Source organism: Cohnella thailandensis (assembly GCF_014212135.1).
Lineage (GTDB): Bacteria > Bacillota > Bacilli > Paenibacillales > Paenibacillaceae > Cohnella > Cohnella thailandensis.
This window is the reverse complement of the sequence record NZ_JACJVQ010000007.1, coordinates 377,910-399,691: the sequence shown is the minus strand read 5'-3', so window position 1 is coordinate 399,691 and position 21,782 is coordinate 377,910. Positions and strand designations below refer to the sequence as shown.

The following is a 21,782-nucleotide window of genomic DNA, read 5'->3' as shown; positions in this document are numbered from 1 at the left end:
GGCGGCTTCGCGTGGACGAGCGGCGCCGGCGGCTGCGCGGCGAGCGCCGGGAAGCCGAGCTGCGGCTCGCGGCCGGCCGCGACGCGACAGGCCTCGCCGAGCTCAAGGCGAGGCTCGCGCGGAGCGACGAAGCCGCGCTCCGGCTGGAGCTCGCGCAGGCGCTCGAGGCCGTGCGCGAGCAAGAGCGGCTCCGCTCCGAGCTGCTGGAGCGGCGCGGGCGCCTCGCGCAGCAGCTGGAAAGGCTGCGCGCCGAAGCCGAGACCGACGATCGCGTCGTCTCGATCGAGGAGAGGCATGCCGAGCTCGCGCGGCTTGCCGAGAGATACGCCGTCCTGGCGATCTGCGGCGAGCTGATCCGGCGCACGAAGACCGTGTTCGAGCAGGACAAGCAGCCGCTCGTTCTGCATAAGGCATCTCGCTATTTCTCGATCCTCACGGCCGGCGCCTACATTCGAATCGTTGCGCCGGGCGATTCTCCCGTCCTGCTCGCCGAGACGAGGGACCGGAAGGTCGTCGACAGCTCCTTCTTAAGCCGGGGCACGAGGGAGCAGCTTTATTTGGCGCTGCGTTTCGCGCTGGCGGGAGCCGCTTCGCCGGAGCAGGAGCTTCCGCTGCTGCTCGACGATCTGTTCGTACACTTCGACGACGTCCGCTTGAAGCAAGCGGCGGAAGTATTGAAGGAGGTATGCGCGGAGAGGCAGGTTATCCTGTTTACTTGCCACGAGCACGTGGCGAAGAGCATGGCGGAAGGAGTGCCGGGATCGCTGCTGGTCAGGATGAAGGGAAGGTCGGCGGCCTTGGCCGAAGCCGGTCGTCTTTTCCCATGAGAAGCAGCCAGCCCAAGCTAAGCATTCCGAACATCGGATACAGCGTCGTCAGAAGCGGACCGAAGCCGAATTGGCCGGCCGCGTAACAGAACAGGAGAACGCCGAGCGTGAGCCACATTTTGCCGACGTGGATTCTCTCCTGCAATTGAAGCGTGAGACCGTAGATGTCGGCGACCAGGGTCGTGAAGATCTCCATAAAAATTAGCAGAACGAAGATCCAATGGATCCAAGGCCCGACTTCCCGGGCGATGCCGCCCATGGGGATGTCGTACTGCCTCACGCCGGGCATTCGCGAAGATAGAGTCAGATGGCCGGCGAGCAGCATCACCCCGATTCCGACCCCTCCGAGCCACGCTCCCCTTTTGAGAACGACGGGGTCGGAGACGGCGTTGCCGAGCGGAACGAGCACCGCTTGCGACATGGATAGGTTAAAAGCCGCGTAAAGCAAAGGCGACATCCATGCCGCCCAAGGGGAGTGGTCGGTCTCGAGCGTCAGCCAGCGGTCGGCGCCCGGACCGTTCAAGGCGTGGACGACCAGCATCGACGTGAATACCATCATAAGAGGAACGACGACGGAGTTGATCGTCAGAATCGCGGACATGCCTTGGCGAAGAAGAAAGAAGCAGGCGAACATCGTAACGAGAAGCCCCGTCTGGTAACCGAGATTCAGATGCTCGGAGAAGACGGACCCGGCGCCTGCCAGCATGACCGAGTTCACTCCCAGCATCACGATAAGCATCAGGTGGCTGACCCATTGTCCCGCCCGGTCTCCGAACAAATGCCTGTTCATGTCTTCGAAGGACTTGGCTTTGATCTCGGCTGCGGTGAGCATCATCTTGGAGCCGAGCCATACGAACAACGAGGTCGAGACGAGAATCATCAAGGCGCCCCAGTGGCCGAATCGGGTGAAAAACTGCATCACCTCGCGGCCGGTCGCGAAACCCGCGCCGACGACCGTTCCGATAAAAGTGAAGGCAATCTGCAAGCTTAACCCCCAACGCTTCATGCGCGGTACCTCCAATGCCACCTAATCCTTGTCCTTCTACTGATTCTATGATGGAAGTCGGACGGGCATGCCTGCGAGACGTCGGCCGCGCGAATCTATCATACTATCGAATACTACTGGAGTCCGAGCCCAATGGCGATCACAAGCTCTCTTACCGTATTTATCGCAACCTTGATTCTGATTATCCGCAAGCCCAAGCAGTGGCACGAAGCGATGTTCGCCGTTCCGGCGGCGCTTCTGCTGCTTATCGTCGGCAATATCGGCCTGGACGACGCCTCTTACATATGGAAGCTGATCTGGAACGCGACGCTTTCCTTGATCGGCATCATGATTCTGACGACCGTGCTCGACGATATCGGGTTTTTCCGATGGGCGGCGCTTCATATCGTCGGCAAATTCCGGCGCCGTCCGCTGCTGCTGCTAATCGGCTTCGCCGCGCTGTCGAGCCTGATCGCGACTTTCTTCAACAATGACGGCGCCGTTCTCATCATGACCCCGATCGCGCTGGAAGCGACCCGCCTGATGGGCATGAGCCTTCCATCCAGATTAGCCTTTCTGCTGGGCGTCGGCCTTATGGCGGATACGGCAAGCGCCTCGCTTCTGGTCAGCAATCTGACCAACATCCTGACGGCGGATTACTTCGGCATCTCGTTCGGCGATTACGCCCGTCATATGCTATTCCCGGGAGCGACGTCCGCGCTGGCTACGATGTTCGTTCTCTTCGTCGCTTTTCGCGGCACCCTGCGCAAGGAGACGAAGAGCTTGCCGGACTCCATGCTATTCCCTCCGCCGAGCAGCGCCATCGAAGATCCGGGATTGTTCCGCTTCTCGTGGATCGTTCTCGTTCTGATTCTTGCCGGCTATCTGCTTGGAGAGAAGCTCGGCATCCCGGTATCGGCCATCGCTTGCGGAGGAGCCGCGCTTCTGTGGACGGTCGCCGGCCTCAGGGGAAGCGTGAACTCCAAGCGCGTGGCGCTGCGGGCGCCTTGGCTGATCGTCGTATTCGCGTTTGCGATGAATCTAGTCGTATACAGCCTTCATCTGCACGGGGCGACCGATTGGTTCCCTGCGCTGCTTGAGCCTCTGGCGAAGGAAGGGCCGGCGGCTTCGATCTTCGGTACGGGAATGCTTGTCTCGCTGCTGGCGGCCGTTCTGAACAACCTTCCAGCCGTATTGATCTCTTCCTTGTCGATTACGGAAGCGGGGGGCGAGGGGCTGTTGCCGTTTGCGGGCTTGCTCGGCCTGACGATCGGCGCGAAGCTGACTCCTATCGGTTCTTTGGCCACGTTGCTGTGGCTTGCGTTAATGAGAAGGGATGGAATTCGGGTATCGTGGGGGCAATACATGAGAGTCGTCGCCCTCTTGACGCTGCCGGTGCTGCTTTTATCGCTAGGGGCGTTGTGGCTGCAGACGAAGCTTGGCCTCGGTTAGGACTGGCCGATCAGCTTCACCGACATTGTATTACCGGTAGAAGGATCGAGATCGATTTTGTACAAGCCACCCTCGACCTCCAGCAGAAGAAGCAGATCCTCCGGAGCGAGCGTCAAGCCTAGCGCGTCCGCTGCGGCTTGGCCGCTCTCGCCGAGACCGATTCCCTTGATTCCGGAAGAGGCGCCGATTTCGGTGAGCTCGATATAAACGGCTCGGTTATCCCTTCCGAATCCGACGGTTACGCCGGCGTAATCCTTCATATGAATCATGTCGCTATCGTCGGGAAGGTCGTATTCGTCTCGTGCCGTCCCCAACCGCTTGGATACCGAAGCAAGGGAATCGCCCAGACGGATTCCGGCAAGGCTCGGCGACTTCGGATCGAGATCGCGCTCGGGAAGCTTCTTCGGAGGGACGGCTTCTTGCTCCGGCTTAGGTTCCGTTTCGGAGGAAGAGACGGCGGCCTCCGCATCGGTCTCCGTACCGGCTCCCACGCCGGTTTCCGCGGAATTTCCTTGGACAGGCGAGGACTCGACCGAGGCCGACGGCGAAGGCGGGAAGTCGACTTCGCTCGCTTGAGGCGGGAGATCGTCCGGCGATGAGGCCGAGAAGGCGGAAGACTCGGGCAAAGCGGAAGGCGAGAAGTCTCCCGTCGGCGTACTCCCGCCCGAGGTATGGCTGCAGGCGGTCAGCATGAGGGCAAGCAGCCCTGCCTGGACGATGGACGCGCACGTTCCGGACTTCCTTCTCATCGCGATCTCCCCCTTTGGCCCGTCAGCTTATTGGTTTCCTTAATAATTATGACATTTATCACTCGACAAAAGTTTCGGCAAATTGGTAAAAATGCAAAAAAAAGTCCTTAGGTCCCATTTCACCAAAGAAAAAGAAGCCCAAACGAAAGTCGGGCTTCTTCGGCATGCTTTTCCGCTTACATTTTGATGCTAGGATTGTTCGCGGTTGCGGAATGTCCGAAGGTGCTGCTGCTTTGGATGCCGCCTTGGTTAAAGGCTGCGGATTGACCGAAAGTGCTGCTGCCTTGAGTATAGGTTGGGGATTGATAAGAGTGAGCGGTATTGAACGAAGAGGCGACGTGGGCCGTTTGCTCGATTTGCCTGCAGAGACCGGAAATTTGATTAAGCTGCTGAATGGCCGTTTGATGGCCGTGAAGCGCGTTTTGGATCATTTGAGTCGCGCGCTGCTCGCGTTGGGCCAATTCCTCCAAACGCTGAGCGTTTTGCTGCTCTTGCTGCAGAAGCATTTGATAATTTTGGCTCGCTTGCTGAGTTTGCGAAATGAGCTGTTGAATCAGATGTTCGCATTGCTGAAGGGAAGAGCTGCTGCTTTGGAAGTTGTTTTGGTACATGCGTAATGCCTCCTTTTTTTGTGAACCAAGGGTATTATCTCGTAATGGAGACGAATTATTCGGTCGATCCGGGATAACAAAAAATTGTTGCAAACGACAACCGACAGGTTATAATCTAATGAAAACAATAGTGGCTCAGGGCATGTGATTTCCTTGATTTGATGCGAATGCCGGGAATTGGGTATAGCTATGGTAGGCTTGAAGGTTACGCATATGGAGAAGATTGGACGGTGAGAGCGAAATGGATATTTTGAAGGAACGCATCCTCCAGGAAGCGACGATCGTCAATTCGGGCGTGCTGAAGCTGGACTCGCTCCTCAACCATGGAGTGGACCCCCAGCTCACGATGGAGATGGGCAAGGAATTCGCGAGAAGGTTCGAGGGCAAAAAAATCACGAAGGTCATCACGGTGGAGTCCTCCGGAATTCCGGTCGCTTTCGCCACGGCCTTGACGCTCGGAGTTCCTCTCGTCTTCGCTAGACGGAAGAAGACGCTGCTTGGAGACGCGGATGCCTATGTCGAGCGCGTTCCGTCGTTCACGAAGGGAATCGTAACGGATCTGATCGTTTCCCGGCACCTTCTCGGAGCCGAAGACTCGGTGCTCTTTATCGACGACATCATCGCCAACGGCGACGCGGCAAGAGGGCTGCTCAAGATCATCGAGCAAGCGGGAGCGTCCGTGGCCGGAATCGGAATCGTGCTGGAGAAATCGTTCCAAGCCGGAGGCAAGGCGCTGAGAGAGCTTGGTTTCCAGGTGGAGACTCTCGTACGAATCTCTTCCTTGGAAGGCGAGACGATCACGTTCGAATAAGGATAAAGCCGGCTGGGATGGATTCCTAACTATAAATTAGGCTCCAGCGGCTTTCGAATTCCGAGCTCTTGAATTATAATAAGAGTAAGTTGCAGAGGGGAGGCGAGCAGGATATGGGAGATAACGCGAATATGTCGGCCGAATTTTTCTCGGAACAGCTGAACGATGCCAAGATCCATTTCGAGCGCGCGCTCGACTGCAAGCACACCGAATTCGATGATTTGTATCCTTATATGATCGAGCATCCGCAATTTTTCTGGTATAAGAGATATGTGGCTTGGTCGGAGCTGCTGACGATAGTGAAGCTGTGCGAGAAGCTCGGAATCGCTTGGGAGAACCAGTTTACCGATCGGCAGGCCGAATATGTCCGCGGCCGGGTCATGTCGAGCAAGGTGCTGGACTACTGGTACGAGACGAACGAATCGCGCGAGCATGTCGGTTAAACTAGCATTAGGAAGCGGATCCGCTCTAGTCACTTCGACGGTGGCTGGGGCGGATTTTTGACATAGAGGAGGGATTGGCGATGATGACGGAAGAACAATTGGACAAGCTCCGGGTCGACGGCACCCTGATTCGGGTCGTGAGAGACGCCCTCGAGATGAACGATATCATCGGATTCGTCGTGGCATGGGATGATGAGAGCGTTCTCGTTCGCAGACGCAATCGCCGGGTCGTCAAGCTTAGCCGGGAATATAAGATCGTGCCGAAGAGCGAGCCGAGACCGGAATTCGAAGGATAATGATCGCAAGGCCGGAAGCGGCCATTAACTGAAAATTAGAACTTCCGATCTACGCTTGACTTGAGTCGAGCCCGCGTGATATTATAAGTCTCGTTGCTGCTGCGAATGACCTTCGAAGAAAGGCCTCGCGAGATAGCGCGACATATGCGGACGTGGCGGAATTGGCAGACGCGCTGGATTCAGGTTCCAGTGGGCTAACCCCCCGTGGAGGTTCGAGTCCTCTCGTCCGCACCACTTACTTAAATGAGAGAAGCCTTGCTTGCAAGGCTTCTTTTTTGTTGTTTGGCGCGCTTTTCAAGGATATGTTGTAGTCCTGCAGCTCCCAACTCGGAGTAGATATTTCACGCTCAAGGATCGGAGCGGGCGCGGAGATGATCTCGGATGAGACTAACGCGGCGTTCTGGGATCGGCGAGGATGCGGAGATAGTAAGTATTTAGTACCTCCGGCCGTATGGGTGAATATCCTGCCATCATAGCCTATATGCGTGGAGGAAAATGCATGATACCGATGTATCCCTACTACAGTGAAGAAACCGTGTGCAAGCAAGTGCCGATTACGTTCCCGCCTCAGCATCAAGACCGTCAACCGGGCCTTGAATATCTCATGTCGCCGGCTCCTATCTCGGATAATCCCGGGTACAAGGGGAGCGGCAAGCTCGCCGGCAGGGTCGCCATCATCACCGGAGGGGACAGCGGCATCGGCAGAGCCGTCGCCATCGCGTTCGCCAAAGAAGGAGCGGACGTCGCGATCGTGTACCTCTATGAAAGGGAGGATGCGGTTGCGACCCAGCAAATGGTCGCCAAGTACGGAGGCCGCTGCCTGTTGATCGAAGGCGACTTGCGTCATCCGGCCTTCTCGCCGGAAGTCGTGAGGAGGACGTTGGAGTGCTACGGAAAAATCGATATTTTGATTCTGAACCAAGGCGTTCAATATCCGCAGCAGAGCATTATGGGCATCTCCGACGAGCAGTTGGAACAAACGTACCGTACGAATATTTTCCCCATGTTCTACATGGTTCGGTCCGCTCTTCCTCACTTGAAGCCCGGCAGCGCGATCGTCAGCACCGCTTCGGTAACGGCGTATGCGGGAGCTCCCTTGCTGGTGGATTACTCTTCGACCAAAGGCGCCATCGTTTCGTTTACGCGATCCTTATCGCTCCAATTGGTGAAGAAGGGCATTCGCGTGAACGCCGTTGCTCCCGGCCCGATCTGGACGCCGCTGATCGTCTCCAGCTACTCCGCCGAGTACGTGAAGACGTTCGGACTCGAGACGCCGATGAAGCGGGCCGGCCAGCCGTTCGAGCTGGCACCGACCTATGTCTATCTGGCTTCGGACGACTCGTCGTTCGTGACCGGCCAAGTGTTGCACGTCAACGGCGGGATCATGACGGAGACTTGAGAAACCGTAACCCGAAGATCTCGGGTTACAGGGGTTGAGAGACGCTGGATTGAATCCGTAACCTGAAGATCTCGGGTTACAGAGGTTGCGAGACGCTGGATTGAAGCTGTAACCCGAAGATTTCGGGTTACAGAGGTTGCGAGACGCTGGATTGAAGCCGTAACCCGAATATTTCGGGTTACAGAGGTTGCGAGACGCTGGATTGAAGCTGTAACCCGAAGATCTCGGGTTACAGAGGTTGCGAGACGCTGAATTGAAGCCCTAACCCGAAGAATTCGGGTTACAGAGGTTGCGAGACGCTGGATTGAAGCTGTAACCCGAAGATTTCGGGTTACAGAGGTTGCAAGACGCTGGATTGAATCCGTAACCCGAAGATTTCGGGTTACAGAGGTTGCGAGACGCTGGATTGAAGCTGTAACCCGAAGATCTCGGGTTACAGGGGTTGCGAGACGCTGGATTGAAGCCCTAACCCGAAGAATTCGGGTTACAGCTCCCCAAAACCCAAAAAAGCGGCGAAGGGACTACTCCCATCGCCGCATTCACGTCTTATTCCTCCGAAGGCTCCAAATCGCACTCTTCGAGCTTTAGGGTTTTCGTTTTGAACTTCCACTTGTGGCCAAGCCACAAGGCCAAGAACAGCGGGATGCCGACATAGGAGGCGAACAGGAACTGCCAGTCGACCTCGCCGTCCGAGAAGGCGCTGATGCTCTGGCCGAGGATGACGATCGCGCACATGATGCCCGCCAGGATCGGTCCGAACGGGAACCATAGGGAGCGGTAAGGAAGCTCGGCGAAATCGCGGCCCTGCGCGACGTAGGCCCGGCGGAAGCGATAGTGGCTGATCGCGATGCCGAGCCAGGCGATGAAGCCGGACATGCCCGAGGCGTTGAGCAGCCAAATGTACACCTGACCGTCGCCGAAGAAGGAGGCGAGGAAAGCGAGCATGCCTAACGCCGCCGTCGCGAGCAGCGAGTAGACCGGAATGCCTCGCGAGTTCAGCTTGGCGAACGGCTTAGGCGCTTTCCCTTCCTTCGCGAGCACCCACAGCATGCGCGTGGAGGCGTACATGCCCGAGTTGCCCGCGGACAGAACCGAGCTCAGGATGACGGCGTTCATGACGGACGCCGCGAAGCTGAGGCCCGCTTTCTCGAAGACGATCGTGAACGGGCTCGCGGCCACGCTGTCGCTGGCCAGCGTATCCGTGTTATAGGGAATCAGCATGCCGACCACGAAGATGGCCAGAATGTAGAACAGAACAATTCTCCAGAACACGGTGCGGATCGCGCGGGGCACGTTTTTCCTCGGATTCTCGGATTCGCCCGCCGCGATGCCTACGAGCTCGGTGCCTTGGAACGAGAAGCCCGCCGCCATGCAAACGCCGAGCACGGCCAGCCAGCCACCCGAGACTGGGGCGTCTCCTTCCGTAAAGTGGCTGAACCCGACCGCTTCGCCGCTCCAGATGCCGACGATCATCAGCAGGCCGATGACGATGAAGATGATAACCGTCGCGATCTTGATCATGGCGAACCAGTATTCCGACTCGCCGTATCCCTTGACGGACAGTAAATTAAGGCCGACCATCAGGATAAGAAAGAGGGCGCTCCATAAGAAGGACGGGCTGTTCGGCAGCCAGAACTTGATGATGAGCGTCGCCGCGGACAGCTCCGCCGCGATCGTAATCGCCCAGTTGTACCAATAATTCCATCCGAGCGCGAAGCCGAAGGAAGGATCGACGAATCTCGTGGCGTACGTGCTGAACGTTCCGGATACCGGCATATAGGTCGCCATCTCTCCTAAGCTGGTTACCAGGAAATAGACCATGATCCCGATAATCGCATATCCCAGCAGCGCGCCGCCGGGGCCGGCATCGTGTATCGCCCCGCCGCTGGCGAGGAACAGTCCCGTCCCGATCGAGCCGCCGAGCGAGATCATCGTCATGTGGCGCGATTTTAAACTTCTTCGTAACTTGTTCTTCGTATTCACTCTCTGCGCTCTCCCCAAGATGTTTGTCGTTCGCTCGCGTTAGTATGGCTGTTCACGCCAAAAAAGCCGCCCTCGCAATGGCATGCAAGGCAGCTTCGACTCCCCCCGCATCCTCTTGTTCCAAGATAGCTCATCATTCTGTCGTCGGATCGACAGAATGACAGTTCCGCCCCTGTTCGGAAGCGGCCCCAGCCGGCGCGGTCGGTAACCCGCGCTGCTTCGGCGACGGTGCCTTTCGATCGGAATCCTTAGCCTCTACCGGACTTCCTCCGACGTACTCATCAACATCGCAACCTCTACCTCATCCAAGACGATGAGGTTGTTATATACAATTTTCTTAAAGCCTTCCTAATACTAATGAGATCGCGACGTGAAATCAATGGCTAAATCGTACCATCTCCAGTAAGAAGAAAAATAAGGGAAATAACCATAAATAGTAATAAAATAACGAGCTAATGCAAGCAATCTGAAGGAAACGGGAGGTTAACCCCAATTTCATTTCCATTACGATGGTTGCAAGCGCTTTTATTTGCATTTTATAATCAAAACCAAGTTGAAGGCCCTGATACCCGAAAAGGGGTACATCCTCGGTTACTTATGTAACGCGATGGATGTGCCCCTTTTTTTGTTGCGTCCGGAAGCAACCGGGATAGAGGGCCGTCGACGATTCCATTCCAGTTGTGAAAAGGAGAGGTCGGTACATGATCGGAAGAAAAAGAACGATCCAAACGGCAAGCGCATTGTTGGCGGTTTCGCTCGTCCTCGCGGGCTGCGGAGGCAATTCGAACGGCAACGGCAACGCGGACGGCTCGGCTCCGGCAAGCGCAAGTCCTTCGCAAGAGGGAGCCGCCGGGCAGGCGAGCCCATCCGCGGAAGAAGGAGCGGGCCTTGAGCCGGAACCCGGAGCGAAGCTCGTCGTCTGGGAGGCGAATGAGCAAGTCGAGTACATGAAGGCGGTCGCGAAGGAGTTCGAGACGAAGTATGGCGTGCCGGTCACGGTGGAAGTCGTCGCCGGAGGAGATCAGGGTACGAGGCTGTCGACGGACGGGCCGTCCAAGACCGCGGCCGACGTGTTGACGCTGCCGCACGATCAGATCGGTCTCGCGGCGAAGGCCGGGCTGCTGCTGCCGAACGACGTGTTCGAGGAGGAGACCCGGGCGACCTCCGTCGAAGCTGCAACGAACGCTTCCAGCTACGAAGGCGTTCTGTACGGCTATCCGAAATCCATCGAAACTTACGCGCTCTTCTACAACAAAGACCTGTTTCCCGAGCCTCCGAAGACTTGGGACGAGATCCTGAAGTTCGGGGAGACGTACACGGATGCCGGGCAGAAGAAGTACGCGATCATGTGGGAGTTCGTCGGCTACTACTCGTATCCGTTCATCGGCGGCTTCGGCGGCTACATGTTCGGAGCCGACGACAAGGATATCGGTTTGAACAAGGGGGATACGGCGAAGGGATTCGAATTCCTCCGCTCCCTGAAGAAGATTCTACCGATGAATGCAGGCGATATCACGTACGACGTCAAGACGCAGCTGTTCAAGGAAGGCAAGCTGGCGCTGAACATCGACGGGCCGTGGTCCGTGGCCGCGTTCAAGGATTCGGTCGACTTCGGGGTCGCTCCGCTGCCCAAGCTTCCGAACGGCAATGACGCGATGTCCTTCTCCGGGGTCAAGTCCTACTATGTCAACTCTTACTCGAATTACCCTCAGGCGGCGCGTTTGTTCGCGCACTTCGCCAGCAACAAGGAGAATCAATTGATGAATTACCGGATGACCGGAGCGATTCCGGCGAACAAAGAAGCCGGCGAAGATCCGTTAATCGCGAACGATCCGATCACGAGCGGGTTCTTCCGGCAATTCTCCCATTCCGTCCCGATGCCATCGAATTCCGGCGTGGATCTGGCTTGGGAAGCGTTGAAAGCAACCTTCATCGCTCTCTGGGACGATCCGAGCCTCGAAATCCAACCGACTCTGGACAATATGGCGAAGACGATCGAAGACGGCATCGCTTCAAGAGGATAAAGGACGCCCTTGTCCGAGGAGACTTGCCTCGGGCAAGGGTATTCCTACTAGATTCGCAAGGGAAAGAGGGCTATCGCGCATGAAAAAGCCTGTCGGAGCGGCCATTCTGTCCGCCGTCATGTTCGGGTTCGGGCAATGGAGCAATCGCCAGTGGATCAAAGGATTCGTATTCGCGGCCTTCGGGGCTGTCGGTCTGTATGCCTTAATATTCGAGCTGTTCGATTATTTGCGAGGGTTGGTCACGCTAGGGACGCAACCATCCGGATTCGTGAAGGTCGGGAAGCTGACGAAGATGGTGGAAGGAGACCATTCCATCTTCATGATGATCAAAGGACTTGCCGCATTAGCGGCGTCGCTGTTGATCTGCTTTTTTTACGTATTGAATATCCGGGACGCTTATCTCGTGGCGAAAGCGCGCAAGGCAGGACATCCGGTGCATGATTTCAGGCAATCGCTCGCTTCGCTCGGACAAAAGCACTTCGCGTATCTCGTGCTTCTGCCTCCCTTCATTACGATCGCGTTCCTGACGGTGCTGCCGCTCGTCTTCTCCATCCTCATCGCCTTCACGAATTACGCGGATCCGATTCTCCCTCCGGCGAGGCTGGTCGATTGGGTCGGCTTCGACAACTTCTCGCAGATGCTGAGCTTGAAGAAGTGGAGCCATACGTTCGGAGGGGTCCTAATGTGGACGCTGATCTGGGCGGTAATCGCGACGGCGACGACTTATGTCGGAGGCGTCCTGGTTGCGGTACTGATTCATCAGCCGCGAGTAAGATTCAAGAAGTTCTGGCGAACGGCGCTTATCATTCCGTTTGCGATTCCGAACATGATTTCTCTATTGGTCATGAGGAATATGTTCAACAACCAATTCGGTCCGATCAACGATTACCTCCGGAGAATCGGCCTTCAAGGCTTGCCCTGGCTGACCGATCCGTTCTGGGCGAAAGTTACCGTCATTCTGGTCAACATGTGGATGGGAATTCCGATTACGATGATTCTCGCTTTCGGGGTGCTCACGACGATTCCGAAGGATCTGTACGAAGCGGCGGACGCGGACGGAGCGGGCTCGTTCCAGAGGCTGCGCTACATTACGATGCCGATGGTGCTCTTCTCGACCGCGCCGATTCTCATCATGCAGTTCGCGGGCAATATCAACAACTTCAATGTCATCTATCTTCTGACGAACGGAGAGCCGGTCAATATTCGTTACCAATTTGCCGGACATACGGACTTGCTCGTCACTTGGCTATATAAGCTCGCCCTCAATCAATCGCAGTTCAGCTTCGCCTCCGTCATCGGCATCTTTATATTTCTCATCGTAGGGTCGTTCTCCATCTGGAGCTACACTCGCACAAAATCGTATCGGGAGGAGGACATGATCCATTGAGAACTTCGACGGGTAACGGGAAGTTGTTTATGACCTATGCGATCCTAGGCGTCTTAACGTTCTTGAGCTTGTTTCCGGCGCTTTGGATCGTTCTATCCTCCCTTAAGGAAGGCAACAGCCTGTACAGCGACACGCTCATCCCCCGGGAGATGACGTTCGTCCATTACAAGGATCTGTTCGAGAAAACGATGTATCCCAGATGGTTCCTCAATACGCTGAAGGTGGCGGTATTCTCGACGATTATCGGAACGTTCCTGCTGCTGCTCTCTTCCTACGCGATCTCGAGGTTCCGTTTCGCCGGCCGCAAGACGACGCTGAAGACGTTCCTCGTGCTTCAGATGTTCCCCGGCTTCATGGCGATGATCGCCATCTTCGTCATGCTGAACGCGATCGGCTTGCTGAATTCGCATTGGGCGCTGATCTTGGTCTACAGTTCCGGCTCGATTATCACGAACGTATTCGTGGCCAAGGGCTTCTTCGATACGATCCCGAGGAGCTTGGAGGACGCGGCGAGAATCGACGGAGCCAGTCCCATGAAGGTGTTCTTCTCCGTGATCGTCCCCTTGTCCACTCCGATGCTGACGTATGCCAGCCTCATGATCTTTAACGGAGCGTTCGTCGACTTTATCTTCGCCGACCTGATCCTGAGGACGGAGGAGCAACGGACGCTTGCCGTCGGTCTTTATAAGATGGTCAGCCAGCGCAATTCGACGGAGTTCACGCTGTTCGCAGCGGGAGCCGTTCTCGTCGCGGTTCCGGTGACGTTCTTGTTCTTGTTCCTCCAACGTTATCTCGTCGACGGACTGACGGCGGGGGCTTCCAAGGGGTGAGAAGGCCCGTTACGATCCGTCAGGTCGCGAGGCGAGCGAGAGTCGCCCCGTCCACGGTGTCGAGGGTCATTTCCGGCAAAGGAAGGGTGGGCGAAGAGACGAAACGGCGTGTGATAAAGGCCATGGAGGAGCTGAACTATCATCCGAACTCGTTGGCGCGGAGCCTCGTCAGCGGCGCAAGCCGCAAGCTTGGCGTCATGCTTCCCCGCATGACGGGGCAGTGGTACCAGGACACGATGATCACGGAGCTACTTCGCGGCATCGCATCGAGCGCGAGAAAAGCCGACTACGATTTATTGCTCGCAAGCGGCGAATCCGGCATCGAAGAGCTGTCTTCGTTGGATCGGCTCCTCCAAGGGAAGCGGGTGGACGGGGTTGTCCTGCTCGGCGCCGGCGAGGACGACAGGCTCCTGGACCGGCTGACGGAGGCCGGGTTCCCGTTCGTTCGAATCGGGAGGCACGAGTTCCGAACGGACATCCTGTCCGTGGATACGGATAATCGGGCGGCAGGGCAAGACGCCGTGCGCCATCTTACGGAGCTCGGCCATGAGAAGATCGGCTTCGCTATCGGGCCGCGAGGCTTGACGGCGTCGTGGGATCGGCTGGAAGGCTACGAGCTGGCTCTGAAGAAATCGGGAATCGTTCCCGCGAAGGAATGGTTGTTAGAGGGCGACGCGCTGACGCTTAGCGCGAACCGCACGCTGTCCCTCTTCCTCGGACAACCGAATCCGCCTACCGCTCTCGTCGTCGGGGACGATCGCCTTGGCATCGCCGTGATCCGTGCGCTCGCGGAACTCGGCATTCCCGTTCCGGAGAAGCTTGCGTTGGTCGCATTCAACAACAGCTCGATGGCGGATTGGACGACGCCGTCCCTGACGAGCATGGACATCGGCATCGATCAAATCGGTTTCGAGGCGGTCGAGCTGCTGCTGCGCTCCCTTACGGACGGAGAGCTCCAAGGTCGGTCGTTGACCGTTCCGCATCGTTTGGTCGCCAGGGAATCGACGCTGGGAACGCGTCGCCCCGGTGGCATCCCTTTTTCCGCCAAGCCTCGTTAACCGAGGCTTTTTCCATAAAACGCGGATTCGATCCAAAAAAACCGGATTACCTAAAAGCGCCGCGATTGGTTACAATAGAAAGTGCTATTATTCTTGCGCCTACGACCCCGGCACCTGATCGAGTTATCGGGCGGCCGGGGATTTCTGCGTTGCGCCGAAGCCGCGTTAAAAGGACGATACACATGATGAAGAGGATAGGGTCTTGGCTGAAGACCTTCCGATTGCAGAGAATCCGCAGCCGTTTTCTGACCGCCATGATCTTGGTTTCGCTGCCGCCGTTGATCGTCTTGGGCTATGTCTCCATCAATATCGCCAAGGACACGCTGGTCGAGAACCACATCGAGACGATCCAGAGCCACCTGAAGACGTCGAGCGAGATGGCGGACCTGTTGTTCAAAAACATCATCGACATGAACCGGATCATTCTGTCGAGCGACGAGCTGAGGCAGCAGCTATACAAGAGCGGGAACGCGGAGGGCGACGGCCCCGACACCATCGACGTGACGACCGCCAACCGGCTGCAGAACATCGTCGTAACGAATCTGTACGATACCCAGTACATCCAGTCGATCTGCTTGTTCGATCGAAAGTTCCGGTCGGCCTGCTACGGAAGATCGGAGCTGGCGGGGCCTTACGGCTCGGAGGTGTCGAGAGGACTGATCGCCGGAACGGATTGGTACCAGAAGAGTTTGGACGCCAAGGGCAAAGAGGTGTTCTTCGGCTATAACGTGCTCGAGGAGAATCTGGCCGGCGATACGTTCTCCAGCGTCAAAATCCTGCGGGATCCCAACCAACTGAGCGGCGACGACCTCGGCTTTCTCGTCATCAACATTCGCAAAACGATTTTCGGCCAGACTGTCAACGAGGGAGAGGACAGCGGCTTCTGGGTGCTGGATGCCGGCCGCACGACTCCTCTCATCATCTACGACCACCATCCGGACTTGACCGCAGGAGCGGGAATCGGACAAGTGTCGACCGATCCGTTCAAGGATTTGAAGGAAGCGGGTTACTTATACAGCCGGTATTCGAACGCGACAAGCGGCTGGCAGTTCGTTCATTACGTCCGGAAGGAGACGCTGCTCAAGCAGTCGAACCGAATCGGCACGTTCACGATGCTGATCGCCGCCTTTATGGCGATCATCGCTCTCCTTGTCTCTTATTTCGTCTCCGGTTCGATTACGAAACCGCTTCTGCAGCTCAAAAAAATGATCGTAGACTGGGCGAAGGGCCATTCGGCGGGCGACAACAAGGAGACGGCGTTCGTGGCGGACGAGGTCGGGGTGATCGGCCAGACGTTCCAACGGCTGTCTTCGGAATATCAGCAGATGGGCGAAAAGCTGCTTCAGTCGCAGCTCAAGGAACGGGAAGCGGAGCTGAGAAGCCTGCAGTCGCAAATCAAGCCGCATTTTCTATACAACACGCTGGATTCGATCTATTGGATGGCGATGCTCGAAGAGAAGAACGACATCGCCCAGATGGCGCTGTCGCTATCGGAGAGCTTCAAGCTGAGCCTCAACAAGGGCAAGGAGACGATACCCGTCTTCAAGGAATTGAAGCATATCGAGCACTACATGATCATTCAGAATTTGCGCTACGACAACCGATTCCGGTACGTCGCGGACGTCGATCCGGAAATCATGGGCTACGAGATCATGAAGCTGCTGCTGCAGCCGCTGGTCGAGAATTCGATTTACCACGGGCTCGAGCCGAAGGTCGGAGACGGGACGATTCGCCTTGCCGGCCGCAAGGAAGGCGGCGATCTCGTCTTCACGGTAGAGGATGACGGGGTCGGCATGGAGGATATTCGCCGAACCGAGCAGGGCTACGGAATCCGCAACGTCAAAGAGCGTTTGGCGCTCTATTACGGCGAGGGAAGCTCCTTCGTCATCGAGAGCGCGCCCGGAGAAGGCACCAAGATCACGTTGCGATTCCCTCATGGGGACAACGGAGGAGACAATCATGCTTAAGGCTCTTGTTTTCGACGATGAATTTATCGTGCTAAGGGGATTGGAGAGGCTGATCGACTGGTCCGAATACGGAATCGAGCTGGCGGGAACGGCCTCGGACGGAATATCGGCGCTGAAGCTGTTCCGCGAGATCAAGCCGGACCTTATCCTGACGGACATCCGGATGCCGGGAATGGACGGGCTGCAGCTGATCGAAGCGATTCGCGCGGAGGCACCCGACACGATGTGCATCGTGTTCAGCGGCTACAACGAATTCGAATACGTGAAGAGCGCCATCAAGCTGGGCGTCGTCGATTACCTGGAGAAGCCGGTCAACATCGAGAAGATCCGGGACGGCATCGGGAAGGCGGTCAAGCGGATCGAGGAGCTGAACGAGTATTCGTCCTTGAAACGGAAGTGGCATCAAGGTCTCTTGGAGAAATCCGTTCAACAACTGTTGGAAAAGGGAGCCGAGGCGGCCGCGGCTTGGGAGGAGCAGTTCGGCGAGGACAGCGAGCGGGTAAAAGGAGTTACCGTGCTGGTCAGCAAGGAGCAGACGGATGCCGTCCCGGACGGGGAAGGGTATCGCGTCGTTCGGACGGGCGGCGGCTCCGAGCATATCGTCGTCGTGTTCCATTTCGACCCGGCTTCGGAGGAATGGATGGCCGGACTTGCGGAATGGACTTCCGCGGTGATCGGTTCGGGTCGAACCTATCCGAGCGCGGAGGACGCTCCGAAGAGCTACAAGGAAGCGCAGCGGGCGCTTCGGTACGGCAAGTTCCTGGAAGGCAAAGGCTGGGTCCGGTTCGAGGATCTGGGCGACAGCCAGGCCGACAGTCCGCTATTGTCCGAACGGGAAGAGGCGATGCTGTTCGACCTGCGGATCGGGGACAAGGAGGGTCTCCTGGAGAAAATCGACGGTTATCTGGAAGAGTTCCGAAGCGCGAAGCTGACTCCCGAGGCGGCCGAGGTGGAGCTGCTGAAGATCGTCATGCACGGGCTGGACGTCGCCAAGGGGACCGGCGGCAATCCGTCGGACATGTATCCTTCCGGCTATTGGCCGCAGCTCGAGATTCGGAACCTGAATACGCAAGAGGAGATGGCGGCTTGGCTGCGAAGTCAGATGGAGACGATCATGGATTGGATTCTGAGCGTCCGCCATCGTTCGAAGCACGCGGCGATCGAGAAGGCACTCAAGTACATCGGCAAGAACTACGGAAGAGACCTTACGCAGCAAGAGGTGGCGGACCACGTCCAGATGAACTCCACGTACTTCAGCCTGCTTTTCAAAGAAGAGATGGACATCTCCTATATTAAGTATTTGACCCAAGTCCGCATGGAGAAGGCGAAGGTGCTGCTGGGTGCCGGAGAATCCATTCAGGAGATCAGCGAGAAGGTCGGGTATCAGCATGCTCGCCACTTCTCCGAAGTGTTCAAGAGGTACGCGGGCATGACGCCGGGGCAGTATCGGGAAGGGAGAGCGCCGAAATGAGGAGGCTGGCTGTCGCATTCGTTCTGATCTCCTTGCTGATCTCATCTTGCGGACGTACCGATTACGCAGACGAAACTCAGGCGGAAAAGAAGACGGATATCGTCTATATCTCGAACGAGGAAGTCGGGTCCAGCGTCGAAATGATTCGCCAGCTCTCCGAAGAGTACGAGGCCGAGCATCCGAACGTTCGATTCTCGATCGAGGCGATCCCGGAGGGCGATCTGTCCCAGCGAATCACGCTGCTGGCCGCGAGCAACGATCTGCCGGCGCTGTTCCGGTATCAATCGGGCCGGCCGCTTCTGGATTTGATTCGCAGCGATTCCGTGTTGAACCTGGAGGAGACGTTCAAGGAGCTGGGCCTTTACGACCGGTTGAATCCGGCTGCCGTGGAGCTGCTTAAGTCTGCCGTGGACGGAGCCGGCTTGTACGCCCTGCCGCTGGAGATGAACATCGAAGGCTTCTGGTACAACAAGGCGATTTTCGAGAGGTATGGGCTAAAAGAGCCGCAGACGTGGGACGAGATGCTGCGGATCGCCGAGACGCTGAAGGCGGCGGGCGTTCAGCCCTTCTCCGTGGCGGGCAAGGACAAATGGCAGATCACCCGTCTGATCAACGCGTATGCGATCCGCAAGATCGGCGTAGACGCGATGGAGCAGGTGGACAAGGGAACCCTGAAGCTGACGGACCCGAGATTCATCGAGGCGGCATCCGTGGTGCAGGACATGGGATTGAAAGGGTACCTGGGCGGAGCGGTCAATACGTTGGACGTCAACGCCGCGACCGACCTGTTCCTGCAAGGGCAAGCGGCGATGTACTATTCGGGAAGCTGGCTGCTGCGCGACTTCAACGTCCCGGAACGGAACAAGCTCGGCGCGGAAAATATCGGGTTCTTCAGCATTCCTCTCGTGGAAGGGGGAGCGGGACAGCTGGACGAGTATCCGATGAACGCGGGACTGACGACTTCCTTCTCCAAAGCGGCTTACACCGAGGAAGTCGGGGATTGGATGAAGGACGTGTTCGAGGAGTACGGGGATCGGGCGATGAGCGAGCTCGGCATGGTGACCGGCTTCAACGTGGAGAGCATGCCGGAGAACGTGCCGCCGCTGACGCGGATGGTTCAAGAGAAGATCGAAGGCGTCAAGCGGGCGTCGGGCTGGTTCGAAGCGAAATTCAGCACGAAGGCGCAGCTGCTGGCATGGAACAACGCGCAGCTTCTCGTTACTGACTCCAGGTTCGCGCCTACGCGTTATATGACGGAACTGCAGGCGGTTCTGGACTCGGAGCAGTAGCGAAGGATGACCCGCTTAGCCGGAAGGCTGGGCGGGTTTTTGCGTTAAGCCGCGATCATCCCCATGAAGATTCGTTCCGTGAAGTAAACGAACGTTAAGCAAGTAAAAAGATGCGAGTTGTATGGCGTTACCCGGCCTCCTATAATGAAAGCGTAACCAGCAGAAACCGATGCCAACGATTCAAAGGGTTGGCAACAACGGCAAGGGTAGCAATAGGTTAGCGGCCGCGACCAACCTGGAGGAAATCGAGTAAGAAAGCTTTCCAGCGCAATCAATGAAAGCGCTTACAATTATGTGGGCTAACTTGTATCGGAAGACGTTGTATCCGGATTTTGAAAAGGAGTGATCGGTTGCGCATGTATAAACAGACCATGAGAGGCGCTTCGTTTCGCAAGTTTCTCTATATATCGCCATTTATGGTTCTTCTGGCGATCTTCGCTTATTATCCGCTTTATGGATGGGTCTATGCTTTCTTCGACTATATGCCTCCGATTCCTCTTTCCGAATCGCCGTTTGTCGGGCTTCAGTGGTTTCGTTCCTTGGTCGAGAATCAGGTCAAGATCGATCAGTTGCTGCAGGTTCTTAAAAACACGTTCGGAATGAGCGGCTTGGCGCTTCTCTTCTCCTGGCTGCCGATGATGTTCGCCATATTCCTGACCGAGATCAAGGCCGTCCGATTCCGGAAATTCATTCAGACGGTCACTACTCTTCCGAATTTTATCAGCTGGGTCTTGGTTTACTCGTTGGCGTTCTCCATGTTCTCCAGCGAAGGGATCGTCAACGGTCTGTTGAAGCAGCTGGGGCTGATCGAATCTCCGTTCTTGTTCCTTCAAAGCTCGGACCACGTTTGGTTGACGATGTGGATGTGGATGACTTGGAAATCGTTGGGCTGGTCAGCCATCCTATATATCGCGGCGATTATGAGCATTGACGACTCCCTTTACGAAGCGGCCCATGTAGACGGCGCCACCCGAATGCAGGTCATTCGCCATGTCGTTATCCCGAGCATGCTTCCGACTTATTTTGTCTTGTTAATGCTGCAAATCGCAAGCTTCCTGAACAACGGGTTGGAGCAATACTTCGTCTTTCAAAATGCATTCAACAAAGACGCCATCCAGGTTCTGGACCTTTACGTATACAACCTCGCAATGGGGGGCGGCAGTTATTCCGTGTCCGTCGCGATCAGCATGCTGAAGAGCTTGATCAGCGTCGTGCTTCTCTTCTCGGTGAACGGATTGTCCAAACTGACGAGGGGAGAGGGGATCGTATGAGGGACCAAAAAACGAAGTATCAAGCCAGCGCGGCAGATAAATGGATTACGGTTATCATCTACGTCCTGTTCTCGGCGTTTGCCTTTATCTGCGTGTTTCCTTTCTACTCGATCATTATCAATACCATCAGCGCCAACGATCTTAGCGCCAGAGGCGATGTGGTGTTCTACCCTAAAAAAATTCATTTTCAGAACTACTTGGATGTGTTTAAGATACCCGGTTTGGGGAACGCGGCCATGATTTCGTTGGGAAGAACGGCGATCGGAACGACGCTGACGGTAGGGGCTTCGGCTTTTCTGGGCTTCATGTTTACCCAAGAGGATATGTGGGCTCGTAAATTCTGGTATCGATTTACGGTTATCACGATGTTTTTTAGCGCCGGGATCATTCCTTGGTATTTAACCATGAGATCGCTGCACTTGACCAACAACTTTATGGCTTATATTTTGCCAACTGTCGTAGCCCCGTTCTTTATCATTCTTGTCAAGACATTCGTCGAATCGACGCCTAAGGAATTGCAGCAGGCGGCCAGCATCGACGGAGCCGGAACCATGACTCTCTTCTTCCGAATCATGCTGCCCATCTGTAAGCCTATATTGGCGACGGTTGCCATATTCGCGGCCGTGGATCAATGGAATTCCTTCCAGGACACGCTGCTGCTGATGACGGACAGCAACCTCTACAGCCTGCAGTTTATCCTGTATAACTACATCAATCAGGCGAGTTCGTTATCGACCATGGTTAATCTGCAAAATGCCGGATCGACGGCCATGGCCAGCTTGGCGACCAAGCAAACGACAACCTCTATCCGCATGACGGTGACCGTTATCGTTGTAGCGCCCATCCTGCTGGTCTATCCGATCTTCCAACGGTTCTTCGTGAAAGGAATTATGATTGGCGCCGTTAAAGGTTGAACGCGCCATTATAAT

General features: G+C 56.4%; 19 protein-coding genes, 1 tRNA gene and 1 riboswitch. Of the genes, 16 read left to right on the top strand and 4 right to left on the bottom strand.

Annotation, left to right across the window (positions count from 1 at the left end; all coding sequences use genetic code 11):
- The coding region (locus tag H7B67_RS11490; protein ID WP_425489421.1) for an ATP-binding protein at positions 1-827 on the top strand (827 nt) is incomplete at its 5' end.
- Here H7B67_RS11490 and H7B67_RS11485 read toward each other — a convergent pair.
- On the bottom strand, positions 772-1,833 hold the full coding sequence (locus H7B67_RS11485; RefSeq protein WP_185119956.1) for a YkvI family membrane protein: 1,062 nt from the start codon (positions 1,831-1,833) through the stop codon (positions 772-774). The genes H7B67_RS11490 and H7B67_RS11485 overlap by 56 nt on opposite strands.
- Before the next feature lie 132 nt (positions 1,834-1,965).
- Here H7B67_RS11485 and H7B67_RS11480 point away from each other — a divergent pair, with 132 nt between their 5' ends.
- Positions 1,966-3,264 carry an ArsB/NhaD family transporter gene (locus tag H7B67_RS11480; protein WP_185119955.1) on the top strand — a complete coding sequence of 433 codons (1,299 nt, stop codon included), beginning with the start codon at positions 1,966-1,968 and terminating at the stop codon, positions 3,262-3,264.
- Here H7B67_RS11480 and H7B67_RS11475 read toward each other — a convergent pair.
- Both H7B67_RS11475 and H7B67_RS30855 read right to left on the bottom strand, forming a co-directional pair.
- Complete coding sequence (locus tag H7B67_RS11475; protein WP_185119954.1) at positions 3,261-4,013, bottom strand: hypothetical protein; 753 nt, start codon at positions 4,011-4,013, stop codon at positions 3,261-3,263. The two genes, H7B67_RS11480 and H7B67_RS11475, sit on opposite strands and share 4 nt — an antisense overlap.
- A gap of 176 nt (positions 4,014-4,189) precedes the next feature.
- Complete coding sequence (locus H7B67_RS30855) at positions 4,190-4,624, bottom strand: hypothetical protein (RefSeq protein ID WP_245363267.1); 435 nt, start codon at positions 4,622-4,624, stop codon at positions 4,190-4,192.
- 241 nt (positions 4,625-4,865) lie between these two features.
- Here H7B67_RS30855 and H7B67_RS11465 point away from each other — a divergent pair, with 241 nt between their 5' ends.
- The 5 genes from H7B67_RS11465 to H7B67_RS11445 all read left to right on the top strand — a co-directional run bounded on the left by H7B67_RS11465 (position 4,866) and on the right by H7B67_RS11445 (position 7,573).
- Complete coding sequence (locus H7B67_RS11465) at positions 4,866-5,435, top strand: xanthine phosphoribosyltransferase (RefSeq protein ID WP_185119953.1); 570 nt, start codon at positions 4,866-4,868, stop codon at positions 5,433-5,435.
- 113 nt (positions 5,436-5,548) lie between these two features.
- Entirely contained in the window at positions 5,549-5,878 is a 330-nt protein-coding gene (locus tag H7B67_RS11460; protein WP_185119952.1) for a hypothetical protein, read from the top strand.
- A gap of 80 nt (positions 5,879-5,958) precedes the next feature.
- Positions 5,959-6,174 (top strand): hypothetical protein, encoded by a 216-nt coding sequence (locus H7B67_RS11455; protein ID WP_185119951.1) that lies wholly within the window; start codon positions 5,959-5,961, stop codon positions 6,172-6,174.
- Positions 6,175-6,320: 146 nt separating this feature from the next.
- A tRNA-Leu gene (locus tag H7B67_RS11450) sits at positions 6,321-6,408 on the top strand.
- Between the two features lie 265 nt (positions 6,409-6,673).
- Positions 6,674-7,573, top strand: coding sequence for an SDR family oxidoreductase (locus tag H7B67_RS11445; RefSeq protein WP_185119950.1), 900 nt, complete (start codon positions 6,674-6,676; stop codon positions 7,571-7,573).
- A gap of 546 nt (positions 7,574-8,119) precedes the next feature.
- On the opposite strand, the gene H7B67_RS11440 is transcribed toward H7B67_RS11445, so the two are convergent.
- A complete protein-coding gene (locus H7B67_RS11440) occupies positions 8,120-9,511 on the bottom strand; it encodes an amino acid permease (protein ID WP_185119973.1) in 1,392 nt (463 codons plus the stop codon).
- Between the two features lie 163 nt (positions 9,512-9,674).
- A riboswitch (Lysine riboswitch) is annotated at positions 9,675-9,863 on the bottom strand.
- Between the two features lie 394 nt (positions 9,864-10,257).
- Here H7B67_RS11440 and H7B67_RS11435 point away from each other — a divergent pair.
- The 9 genes from H7B67_RS11435 to H7B67_RS11395 all read left to right on the top strand — a co-directional run bounded on the left by H7B67_RS11435 (position 10,258) and on the right by H7B67_RS11395 (position 21,767).
- The gene (locus tag H7B67_RS11435) at positions 10,258-11,580 is read left to right on the top strand and encodes a sugar ABC transporter substrate-binding protein (protein WP_185119949.1); all 1,323 of its coding nucleotides are present in this window, start codon (positions 10,258-10,260) and stop codon (positions 11,578-11,580) included.
- A 79-nt stretch (positions 11,581-11,659) separates the two neighbouring features.
- Positions 11,660-12,967 (top strand): carbohydrate ABC transporter permease, encoded by a 1,308-nt coding sequence (locus H7B67_RS11430; protein WP_185119948.1) that lies wholly within the window; start codon positions 11,660-11,662, stop codon positions 12,965-12,967.
- Positions 12,968-12,996: 29 nt separating this feature from the next.
- Entirely contained in the window at positions 12,997-13,797 is an 801-nt protein-coding gene (locus tag H7B67_RS11425) for a sugar ABC transporter permease (RefSeq protein ID WP_185119972.1), read from the top strand.
- Positions 13,794-14,855 (top strand): substrate-binding domain-containing protein, encoded by a 1,062-nt coding sequence (locus H7B67_RS11420; RefSeq protein WP_185119947.1) that lies wholly within the window; start codon positions 13,794-13,796, stop codon positions 14,853-14,855. Before H7B67_RS11425 ends, H7B67_RS11420 begins: the two co-directional genes overlap by 4 nt.
- A 182-nt stretch (positions 14,856-15,037) precedes the next feature.
- Positions 15,038-16,822 carry a sensor histidine kinase gene (locus H7B67_RS11415; protein WP_245363268.1) on the top strand — a complete coding sequence of 595 codons (1,785 nt, stop codon included), beginning with the start codon at positions 15,038-15,040 and terminating at the stop codon, positions 16,820-16,822.
- Positions 16,815-18,293: a response regulator transcription factor gene (locus H7B67_RS11410; RefSeq protein ID WP_185119946.1), complete on the top strand. Its 1,479-nt coding sequence runs from the start codon at positions 16,815-16,817 to the stop codon at positions 18,291-18,293. Before H7B67_RS11415 ends, H7B67_RS11410 begins: the two co-directional genes overlap by 8 nt.
- Positions 18,290-19,582, top strand: coding sequence for an ABC transporter substrate-binding protein (locus H7B67_RS11405; RefSeq protein ID WP_185119945.1), 1,293 nt, complete (start codon positions 18,290-18,292; stop codon positions 19,580-19,582). The genes H7B67_RS11410 and H7B67_RS11405 overlap by 4 nt, the downstream gene beginning before the upstream one ends.
- A gap of 356 nt (positions 19,583-19,938) precedes the next feature.
- Entirely contained in the window at positions 19,939-20,853 is a 915-nt protein-coding gene (locus tag H7B67_RS11400) for an ABC transporter permease subunit (RefSeq protein ID WP_185119944.1), read from the top strand.
- A complete protein-coding gene (locus tag H7B67_RS11395; RefSeq protein ID WP_185119943.1) occupies positions 20,850-21,767 on the top strand; it encodes a carbohydrate ABC transporter permease in 918 nt (305 codons plus the stop codon). The genes H7B67_RS11400 and H7B67_RS11395 overlap by 4 nt, the downstream gene beginning before the upstream one ends.
- Positions 21,768-21,782 lie beyond the last annotated feature (15 nt).

What these genes read in the sequence shown, in the direction of transcription:
- H7B67_RS11485 (WP_185119956.1), bottom strand. Translation starts at nt 1,833, where the DNA reads ATGAAGCGTTGGGGGTTAAGCTTGCAGATTGCCTTCACTTTTATCGGA.
- H7B67_RS11480 (WP_185119955.1), top strand. Translation starts at nt 1,966, where the DNA reads ATGGCGATCACAAGCTCTCTTACCGTATTTATCGCAACCTTGATTCTG.
- H7B67_RS11475 (WP_185119954.1), bottom strand. Translation starts at nt 4,013, where the DNA reads ATGAGAAGGAAGTCCGGAACGTGCGCGTCCATCGTCCAGGCAGGGCTG.
- H7B67_RS30855 (WP_245363267.1), bottom strand. Translation starts at nt 4,624, where the DNA reads ATGTACCAAAACAACTTCCAAAGCAGCAGCTCTTCCCTTCAGCAATGC.
- H7B67_RS11465 (WP_185119953.1), top strand. Translation starts at nt 4,866, where the DNA reads ATGGATATTTTGAAGGAACGCATCCTCCAGGAAGCGACGATCGTCAAT.
- H7B67_RS11460 (WP_185119952.1), top strand. Translation starts at nt 5,549, where the DNA reads ATGGGAGATAACGCGAATATGTCGGCCGAATTTTTCTCGGAACAGCTG.
- H7B67_RS11455 (WP_185119951.1), top strand. Translation starts at nt 5,959, where the DNA reads ATGATGACGGAAGAACAATTGGACAAGCTCCGGGTCGACGGCACCCTG.
- H7B67_RS11445 (WP_185119950.1), top strand. Translation starts at nt 6,674, where the DNA reads ATGATACCGATGTATCCCTACTACAGTGAAGAAACCGTGTGCAAGCAA.
- H7B67_RS11440 (WP_185119973.1), bottom strand. Translation starts at nt 9,511, where the DNA reads ATGACGATGATCTCGCTCGGCGGCTCGATCGGGACGGGACTGTTCCTC.
- H7B67_RS11435 (WP_185119949.1), top strand. Translation starts at nt 10,258, where the DNA reads ATGATCGGAAGAAAAAGAACGATCCAAACGGCAAGCGCATTGTTGGCG.
- H7B67_RS11430 (WP_185119948.1), top strand. Translation starts at nt 11,660, where the DNA reads ATGAAAAAGCCTGTCGGAGCGGCCATTCTGTCCGCCGTCATGTTCGGG.
- H7B67_RS11425 (WP_185119972.1), top strand. Translation starts at nt 12,997, where the DNA reads ATGACCTATGCGATCCTAGGCGTCTTAACGTTCTTGAGCTTGTTTCCG.
- H7B67_RS11415 (WP_245363268.1), top strand. Translation starts at nt 15,038, where the DNA reads ATGATGAAGAGGATAGGGTCTTGGCTGAAGACCTTCCGATTGCAGAGA.
- H7B67_RS11410 (WP_185119946.1), top strand. Translation starts at nt 16,815, where the DNA reads ATGCTTAAGGCTCTTGTTTTCGACGATGAATTTATCGTGCTAAGGGGA.
- H7B67_RS11405 (WP_185119945.1), top strand. Translation starts at nt 18,290, where the DNA reads ATGAGGAGGCTGGCTGTCGCATTCGTTCTGATCTCCTTGCTGATCTCA.
- H7B67_RS11400 (WP_185119944.1), top strand. Translation starts at nt 19,939, where the DNA reads ATGTATAAACAGACCATGAGAGGCGCTTCGTTTCGCAAGTTTCTCTAT.
- H7B67_RS11395 (WP_185119943.1), top strand. Translation starts at nt 20,850, where the DNA reads ATGAGGGACCAAAAAACGAAGTATCAAGCCAGCGCGGCAGATAAATGG.